Source organism: Paenibacillus tyrphae, assembly GCF_027925525.1.
Taxonomy (GTDB): Bacteria; Bacillota; Bacilli; order Paenibacillales; family NBRC-103111; genus Paenibacillus_G; species Paenibacillus_G tyrfis_B.
The window spans coordinates 151,090-158,770 of the sequence record NZ_BSDJ01000015.1 but is presented as its reverse complement, the minus strand read 5'-3'; the positions used below and the strand labels follow the sequence as shown (position 1 = coordinate 158,770).

Sequence of the window (7,681 nt, the reverse complement as noted above, 5' to 3'; positions counted from 1 at the left end):
CTGTAGAAAAAAATCAGATGCTGTCGAAACTATCCACAATGTGCAGGTTTACGAAATTTTCATTATACAGAGGCACTGAAAATTGTTCACAGAGATATCCACAGGCTGTTGATAACATTGTTGAAAAAAATCCGTATCCACAAAGGAAAACATATTCATGATATCAAAAAAGACCCGCGTTCGCAATGGAATGTTTGGGATTATCCACATACCCAAGACCTTGTGTATATAAGTTATCAACAGCACTAGATATTGTTTATAATCTGTTTACAATTCGACAAGAGCGGTGGAAAACCCGATTTTTTTATTCACAGGGGGGAAATGGTCGAATTTGGCCGAAGCCTGTGCATAACTTTTTGTATGCTGGAAGTTGACTTTTGACCCGTAAAGTGGTTTAATGTTAAAAGGTATTTTTGGGGATTGGGAACCAAATCCTTCGAGGAGGTGCACGATAGATGAGACCGACTTTCAAACCGAACGTTAGAAAGCGCAAAAAAGTTCATGGCTTCCGTAAAAGAATGAGCACGAAGAACGGCCGCAAAGTTTTGGCTGCTCGCCGTCAAAAAGGAAGAAAAGTACTGAGCGCATAAGACGAGAGACCACTGACAGGTGGTCTTTTTTGTTGCATTCGTTTAAATCGGGTCGAATTCGCGAACGATAGGAAAGCCTATGCCGCTAAGGATTGATCATATGGAGCGATGCCGCGTGGAAAAGAAAAACCGACTGACCAAAAGAGAATATTTCGATAAGGTATATCGTCACGGCAAATCCGCTGCGAATCACCAGTTCGTTCTGTATTATAAAGCGCAGCCGCAGCAGGCTTCGTTTCGGCTTGGGGTTTCGGTCAGCAAGAAGCTCGGCAACGCCGTTGTGCGCAACCGGATCCGGCGCCTTCTAAAGGAGATTGTGCGATTGAACGCCGCCCGGATTCCGGAAGGGTACGATCTGATCCTCATTGCCAGGAAGCCGGCGGCCGAAATGTCCTATCACGAGATGGAAAAGAGCGTGCTGCACGTGTTCAAACGGGCGTCGCTGCTGCTTGCGCAAAGAAAATAGTCCGGGACCAGGCTGAGCTTCGCGATGGTACGCTGCCTTCGAGGCCAGTGATTCGCGGGGATCAGTTTCTTTGTGTCCAAAGATATGATATAGTTGATTATTGGAAAAGATGATACTGGGAGGATACTCTTTTGACGCGTCGATTACTGAAATATATACCGCTCGTGTCGGTATTGCTGCTGCTGGCTGGATGCAGCCCCGCCAACGCCCCCATCGACCCGACCAACAGTATGTGGGACAAGTATGCCGTAGGGCCGCTGGCCAATACGCTCGACTGGTTCGCTAACCTGTTCGGGGGACAGTACGGATTATCGATTCTTATCGTAACGATTATTATCCGGCTCATTATATTGCCGTTGACGTTGAAACAATACAAGAGTTCAAAGCGGATGCAGGAGCTGCAACCGGAACTGCAGAAGCTGAAGGAAAAACATAAAGACGACGTGAAAAAGCAGCAGGAAGAGACGATGAAGCTGTTCCAGAAGGAAGGCGTCAATCCGCTTGCCGGTTGTCTTCCGGTGCTTGTACAGATGCCGATTTTGATTGCGCTTTATAACGCGATTATGCGCAACCACCACATCGGGGAGCATTCCTTCCTGTGGATGCAGCTCGGCACGAAAGATCCTTATTATATCCTGCCGCTCCTGGCTGCGCTAACGACGTACTTGCAGCAAAAAATGATGTCGTCGCAAATGAACCCGCAAATGCAAAGCCTGATGTTTATTTTCCCGATTCTTATTTTCGTGATGGCGATGAATTTCGCTTCGGCGCTGCCGCTTTACTGGGTATACAGCAACCTGTTCACCATTGTTCAATCTTACTTTATTTATGGTGTACCTAATAAAAAGGGCGGATCTAAAAAGTAAGGGTGCGATGATATGAAGAAAATCGTGGTTACGGGTAAAACGATTGACGAAGCCGTCAAAAACGGACTCGGGCAGCTGGGCGTGCCGGAGGAACGGGTGAAAATCAGCGTGCTGGAGCAGCCCTCCAAAGGCTTGTTCGGCCTCATCGGGGCGAAGGACGCCCGGGTGGAGCTTGAGCTGCTGCCCGATGCGATCGAGGAAGCGGTCGCGTTCCTGCAGGAGGTTCTCCGCAGCATGAAGCTGGATGTGCGAATCGAACAAAAGCAGGACAAGGACGGTACGCAGCTTCATCTGCATGGCTCGGAGCTCGGCATGCTGATCGGGCGCCGCGGCCAGACGCTGGATGCGCTGCAGTACTTGGTCAATATTGTCGCGAACCGCTTTTCGGACCGTCATGTGCGCATCGTGCTGGACGCCGAGCAGTTTCGCGAGCGCCGGACCAAGACGCTGCAGGAGCTGGCCGACCGGCTGGCGGAACGCGTCGTCCGGACGCGCAAGGAAGTGGTGCTGGAGCCGATGTCGCCTGCGGAACGCAAGGTGATTCACGCTTGGTTGCAGCAGCACGACAAGGTTCGCACGTTCAGCCGCGGAGACGAGCCGAACCGCCGAATCGTTATCGTTTTACGTTGATTGCCACATTGCAATGATGTCATGTCCGTAATGACCTCATTGCTTTTTCTTTAATTACGAAGAAAGTCAGATAGAGGTGCTATCATGAATCAAGACACCATTGCGGCGATTGCCACCCCGATGGGCGAAGGAGGGATCGCGGTCATTCGCGTCAGCGGCGATGAAGCGGTGCCCGTGTGCGATAAAATTTTTACAGGGAAATCGAAGCTTGCGGATGTGCCGACGCATACGGTGAATTACGGCTATATTCACGATCCGGAAACCGGCGCCCGGGTGGAGGAATCGCTCGTGACGGTGATGCGCGCGCCGCGGTCGTTTACAAAGGAAGACGTAGTCGAAATTAGCTGTCACGGGGGCTTCGTCTCGGTGCGGAAGGTGCTGGATCTGCTGCTGGAGCACGGAGCGCGGCTTGCCGAGCCGGGTGAGTTCACGAAGCGGGCCTTTTTAAACGGCCGGATCGACTTGTCCCAGGCGGAGGCGGTCATCGACCTGATCCGCGCCAAGTCGGATCGGGCGTTTCGCATTGCGCTCAAGCAGTCGGAGGGCAGCTTATCGAAGACGATTAAGGAGCTTCGTCATCGTCTGGTCGAGCTGATGGCGCACATCGAGGTCAATATCGATTACCCGGAGCACGATGTGGAAGAGATGACGAACGCTTTTATCAAAGAGAAATGTGCGGACGCGTTGTCGGATATCGAACGCATGCTGACCACGGCCCAGCAGGGCAAGATTTTGCGGGAAGGTCTGGTTACGGCAATCGTCGGCCGGCCGAATGTGGGCAAATCGTCGTTGCTCAATACTTTGGCACAGGAGGAGCGGGCCATCGTCACCGAAATTGCCGGGACGACTCGCGATGTGGTGGAGGAGTACGTGCATGTGAACGGCATTCCGCTGAAGCTGCTCGATACGGCCGGGATTCGGGAGACGTCGGATCTGGTCGAGCAGATCGGTGTGGAAAAGTCGCGACAGGCGCTGTCGGACGCGGATTTGATCCTGTTCGTATGCAATGGGGCGGAGCCGTTGCAGCCGGATGAGTACGTGCTGATTGACCAGTTGAAAGACCGTCAGGTGATCGCGATTATCAACAAGCAGGATCTTCCGCAGCTTATTGAGGAAGAGGTTTTGAAGGAAGCGTTCGGCGAGGACCGGGTTGTGCGGATGTCGCTGCTTGCTCAGCAGGGCATCGCAGACTTGGAAAAAGCTATCGCTAGTATTTTTTTCAGCGGTCAGGTAGAATCAAGTGACCTGACTTATGTGAGCAACGCTCGTCATATTCATCTGCTGAAGCAGGCGAGATCGGCTCTTACGGAGGCACACGAAGCAGCGGAGGCTTTCGTGCCGATCGATATGATTCAAATCGACATTCGCAACGCTTGGGAGCACCTCGGGGAAATTATCGGGGACTCGGTAAGCGAATCGTTAATAGATCAGATTTTTTCGCAATTTTGTTTGGGTAAATAACTTCTCGAAAAGGGTTAGGAGGTTGGAAGAATGACTTACACTGCAGGTCAATATGATGTCATTGTGATCGGAGCCGGTCATGCCGGCAGCGAAGCGGCTTTGGCGGCAGCCCGGATGGGCTGTGAGACGCTGCTGCTTACGATCAATCTGGATATGATTGCTTTTATGCCGTGCAACCCTTCCGTCGGCGGACCGGCGAAAGGGCACGTCGTGCGCGAAATCGATGCGCTCGGCGGGGAAATGGGCCGCAACATCGACAAAACGTATATTCAAATGCGCATGCTGAACACGGGGAAAGGACCGGCTGTGCATGCTTTGCGGGCACAAGCCGATAAATTTTTGTACCAACACGCGATGAAGGAGACGATTGAGAAGCAGGACCACTTGACGCTTCGTCAAGGTATGGTGGAAGAGCTGATCGTCGAGGACGGCGTGTGCAAGGGTGTCGTTACCAAAAGCGGCGCAGTATATATGGGGAAAACGGTCGTACTGACGACAGGCACGTATCTGCGCGGCAAGATCATTATGGGCGAACTGATGTACGAGAGCGGACCGAACAACCAGCAGCCGGCCGTCAAGCTGTCGGAAAATCTGCGCAAGCACGGTTTGGAGCTGGTCCGTTTTAAGACGGGGACGCCGCCGCGGGTGCATGAGGATACGATCGATTTTAGCAAAACGTCGATCCAGCCCGGGGACGAGAAACCGAAGTTTTTCTCCTACGATACGACGGAGGAAGTGCCGAATCAGCTGCCTTGCTGGCTGACGTATACGTCGGAGGAAACGCACCAAATCATCAACGATAATTTGCACCGAGCTCCGATGTTCTCCGGAGCGATCGAAGGTACGGGACCGAGATACTGCCCGTCCATCGAAGATAAGATCGTACGCTTCAGCGATAAGCCAAAGCATCAAATTTTCTTGGAGCCGGAAGGCCGCAATACGAAGGAATATTACGTTCAAGGGCTCTCCACGAGCATGCCTGAGGATGTGCAGCTGCAAATTCTCCGCTCGATTCCGGGGCTGGAGAAGGTCGAGATGATGCGTACAGGGTATGCTATTGAGTACGATGCCGTGATTCCAACGCAGCTGAAGCCGTCGCTTGAAACGAAGGTGATCGACGGGCTGTTTACCGCCGGTCAAATCAACGGCACCTCCGGCTACGAAGAGGCGGCAGGACAAGGGATTATGGCCGGAATCAATGCGGCCCGCAAAGTGCAAGGGAAGGAACCGGTTGTTCTGGATCGTTCCCAAGCTTACATCGGTGTGATGCTCGACGACTTGGTGACGAAAGGGACGAACGAGCCTTACCGCTTGCTGACGTCGCGTGCCGAGTACCGTTTGCTGCTCCGCCACGACAATGCGGATCTGCGGCTGACCCAGACCGGCTACGATATCGGGCTAATAACGGAAGAGCGGTATGCTCGTTATCAGGAGAAAGTACGGCTTGTCGAGGCGGAGCTTGAGCGGCTCAAAACGACGAAGACGAAGCCGACGCCGGAGGTTCAAGCGATGCTTGCTTCACTTGGCAGCGCCGAACTGAACAACTCCGTCGATCTGTTGTCTTTGCTCCGCCGGCCGGAAGTAACTTATGAGCACATTCATGGCATTTCTCCGGCTCCTTATGAGCTCACGGAGGACATGAAGGAACAGGTCGAAATTCAAGTAAAATACAGCGGCTATATTGAGAAGCAGCTCGCGCAAGTGGAACGGCTTCGGAAGATGGAGAAAAAGCGGATTCCGGACGATATCATTTACGATGAGATTCACGGAATCGCCACCGAAGCGAAGCAAAAGCTGGCGAAGATCCGGCCGATCTCCATCGGTCAAGCGTCCCGTATTGGCGGCGTTACGCCTGCGGACATCTCCATCTTGCTTGTTCACTTGGAGCATTACAATAAAGTCGTTGCTGCTAGAGGCTAATATGGACACCGTACAACAACAATTTACCGAACTGTTGAAAGAGAAGGGGATCGAACTGACGGAAGCGCAGCTTCATCAGTTCGAGCTCTATTATCGGGAGCTCGTCGAATGGAACGAGCGGATGAATTTGACGGGGATTACAGAGAGAGAACAAGTGTACGTGAAGCATTTTTATGATTCTCTCTCTGTTTCTTTTTTTATTCCGATGGAACACATTCGTTCCGTTGCGGATATCGGATCGGGAGCCGGATTTCCGAGCATTCCTTTGAAGATTGTGTATCCTCATTTACACGTCACGATCGTCGATTCGCTTAACAAGCGCATACAGTTTTTAACGCATCTGGGAAATACGCTTGGATTAACGGATGCGCGTTTTATTCATGGACGTGCGGAAGACGTTGCGCGTATGCCCGAACATCGGGACCGTTATGATCTTACTACTGCGAGGGCTGTTGCCCGATTAGCTGTTCTTAACGAATTTTGCCTTCCTTTCGTTAAATCCGGTGGGAGGTTTGCTGCCATGAAAGGGCAGGACGTTCAAGCAGAATTAGAGGAAGCGGCGCTTAGCCTGAAAGAGTTAAAAGGTAAATGGAACCATACATATCGTTTTCAGCTTCCTTTGGAAGAATCGACTAGACACATTATCGATATAGAAAAGATAGCTCCAACTCCCAAAAAGTATCCCAGAAAAGCAGGGACTCCTTTGAAAACGCCGCTAGTTTGATGGTGTTCCACGTGGAACATTTTGGAGCAGGCGGTTTCTTTTTGTGAGTGCTAATAATAAACTTCTTCGGAGACTTTTGCAGGATTTTGGGCATATTTGGAGAATTGTTTATAGAGTGGAGTTTCATTATCGGTGAAAAAGATCGGGTGGTTATCGTAATGAAGGAACAAATCTCAAAATTGTTTGGTTTTGCTGAAAAGGCGCCGACTGACGAAGTGAAAAATGTTCCTGTCAATGACATCGTTCCAAGTCCCTACCAACCTCGAACGATATTTGACGATGAGCGGATTGATGAACTGTGTCAAACGATTAAGACACATGGTGTTATTCAGCCGATTGTTGTTCGTCTTCGGAATAACCGCTATGAACTAATTGCAGGGGAACGCAGATGGCGCGCAGTCAAAAAGCTGGGCAATGAAACGATCCCGGCTATTATTCGCGATTTTAATGATTCGCAAGCCGCATCTATTGCTCTGATCGAGAATTTGCAGCGGGAAGGCTTGACTGCCATCGAAGAAGCAATAGCTTATCAGCAACTGATCGATTTGCACAGTTTGACGCAGGAAAGTCTGGCTCAGCGTCTCGGGAAAAGTCAATCGACGATTGCGAACAAGATCCGGCTTCTTCATTTAAGCGAGCCGGTGAAAAATGCATTGATGGAACGGAAAATTACGGAGCGGCATGCCAGGGCGTTGCTTGCATTGGATCAAGAGGAACAGCAGTTGCGCGTTTTGGAGGATATTGTAAGTAAAGAGCTGAACGTAAAGCAAACCGAAGCGAGAGTCGCCTTTTTGAAGGAAGCGGCTAAGATTAAAAACAGCAAGACAAAACGAGTGTCGTTCTCGAAGGATGTACGGTTAGCCCTAAATACGATTCGTCAATCGGTGGATATGGTGACTTCGTCCGGCCTTACGATCAATACGACGGAACAGGATCATGAAGATCACTATGAGATTGTAATTCGGATTCCAAAGCGGTAAAATAGAAGAGTAGAGATTGTTGAAGCCTCGAATGAGGCTTTTGT

General features: G+C 50.9%; 8 protein-coding genes. All 8 read left to right on the top strand.

From position 1 onward, the window contains the following. Positions 1-455: 455 nt before the first annotated feature. The 8 genes from rpmH (at position 456) to noc (ending at position 7,637) form a co-directional block, all read left to right on the top strand. Positions 456-590, top strand: a complete 135-nt coding sequence (gene rpmH / locus QMG93_RS19515) for a 50S ribosomal protein L34 (protein WP_054975180.1) — start codon at positions 456-458, stop codon at positions 588-590. A 115-nt stretch (positions 591-705) separates the two neighbouring features. Then, positions 706-1,056, top strand: a complete 351-nt coding sequence (rnpA, locus tag QMG93_RS19510; RefSeq protein ID WP_281939330.1) for a ribonuclease P protein component — start codon at positions 706-708, stop codon at positions 1,054-1,056. A gap of 131 nt (positions 1,057-1,187) precedes the next feature. After that, positions 1,188-1,922, top strand: coding sequence for a membrane protein insertase YidC (gene yidC / locus QMG93_RS19505; RefSeq protein WP_054975178.1), 735 nt, complete (start codon positions 1,188-1,190; stop codon positions 1,920-1,922). A gap of 12 nt (positions 1,923-1,934) precedes the next feature. Next, the gene (jag, locus tag QMG93_RS19500; protein ID WP_036691758.1) at positions 1,935-2,552 is read left to right on the top strand and encodes an RNA-binding cell elongation regulator Jag/EloR; all 618 of its coding nucleotides are present in this window, start codon (positions 1,935-1,937) and stop codon (positions 2,550-2,552) included. 84 nt (positions 2,553-2,636) lie between these two features. Next, complete coding sequence (gene mnmE, locus QMG93_RS19495; RefSeq protein WP_281939325.1) at positions 2,637-4,013, top strand: tRNA uridine-5-carboxymethylaminomethyl(34) synthesis GTPase MnmE; 1,377 nt, start codon at positions 2,637-2,639, stop codon at positions 4,011-4,013. A gap of 30 nt (positions 4,014-4,043) precedes the next feature. Beyond that, positions 4,044-5,933 carry a tRNA uridine-5-carboxymethylaminomethyl(34) synthesis enzyme MnmG gene (mnmG, locus tag QMG93_RS19490; RefSeq protein WP_281939324.1) on the top strand — a complete coding sequence of 630 codons (1,890 nt, stop codon included), beginning with the start codon at positions 4,044-4,046 and terminating at the stop codon, positions 5,931-5,933. Between the two features lies 1 nt (position 5,934). Beyond that, positions 5,935-6,657: a 16S rRNA (guanine(527)-N(7))-methyltransferase RsmG gene (rsmG, locus tag QMG93_RS19485; protein ID WP_281939323.1), complete on the top strand. Its 723-nt coding sequence runs from the start codon at positions 5,935-5,937 to the stop codon at positions 6,655-6,657. 158 nt (positions 6,658-6,815) lie between these two features. Further along, positions 6,816-7,637: a nucleoid occlusion protein gene (noc, locus tag QMG93_RS19480; protein ID WP_281939321.1), complete on the top strand. Its 822-nt coding sequence runs from the start codon at positions 6,816-6,818 to the stop codon at positions 7,635-7,637. The last annotated feature ends 44 nt before the right edge of the window (positions 7,638-7,681 follow it).

Coding starts and splice junctions, on each gene's coding strand:
- rpmH (WP_054975180.1), top strand. CDS start 456: ATGAGACCGACTTTCAAACCGAACGTTAGAAAGCGCAAAAAAGTTCAT.
- noc (WP_281939321.1), top strand. CDS start 6,816: ATGAAGGAACAAATCTCAAAATTGTTTGGTTTTGCTGAAAAGGCGCCG.
- mnmE (WP_281939325.1), top strand. CDS start 2,637: ATGAATCAAGACACCATTGCGGCGATTGCCACCCCGATGGGCGAAGGA.
- rsmG (WP_281939323.1), top strand. CDS start 5,935: ATGGACACCGTACAACAACAATTTACCGAACTGTTGAAAGAGAAGGGG.
- mnmG (WP_281939324.1), top strand. CDS start 4,044: ATGACTTACACTGCAGGTCAATATGATGTCATTGTGATCGGAGCCGGT.
- jag (WP_036691758.1), top strand. CDS start 1,935: ATGAAGAAAATCGTGGTTACGGGTAAAACGATTGACGAAGCCGTCAAA.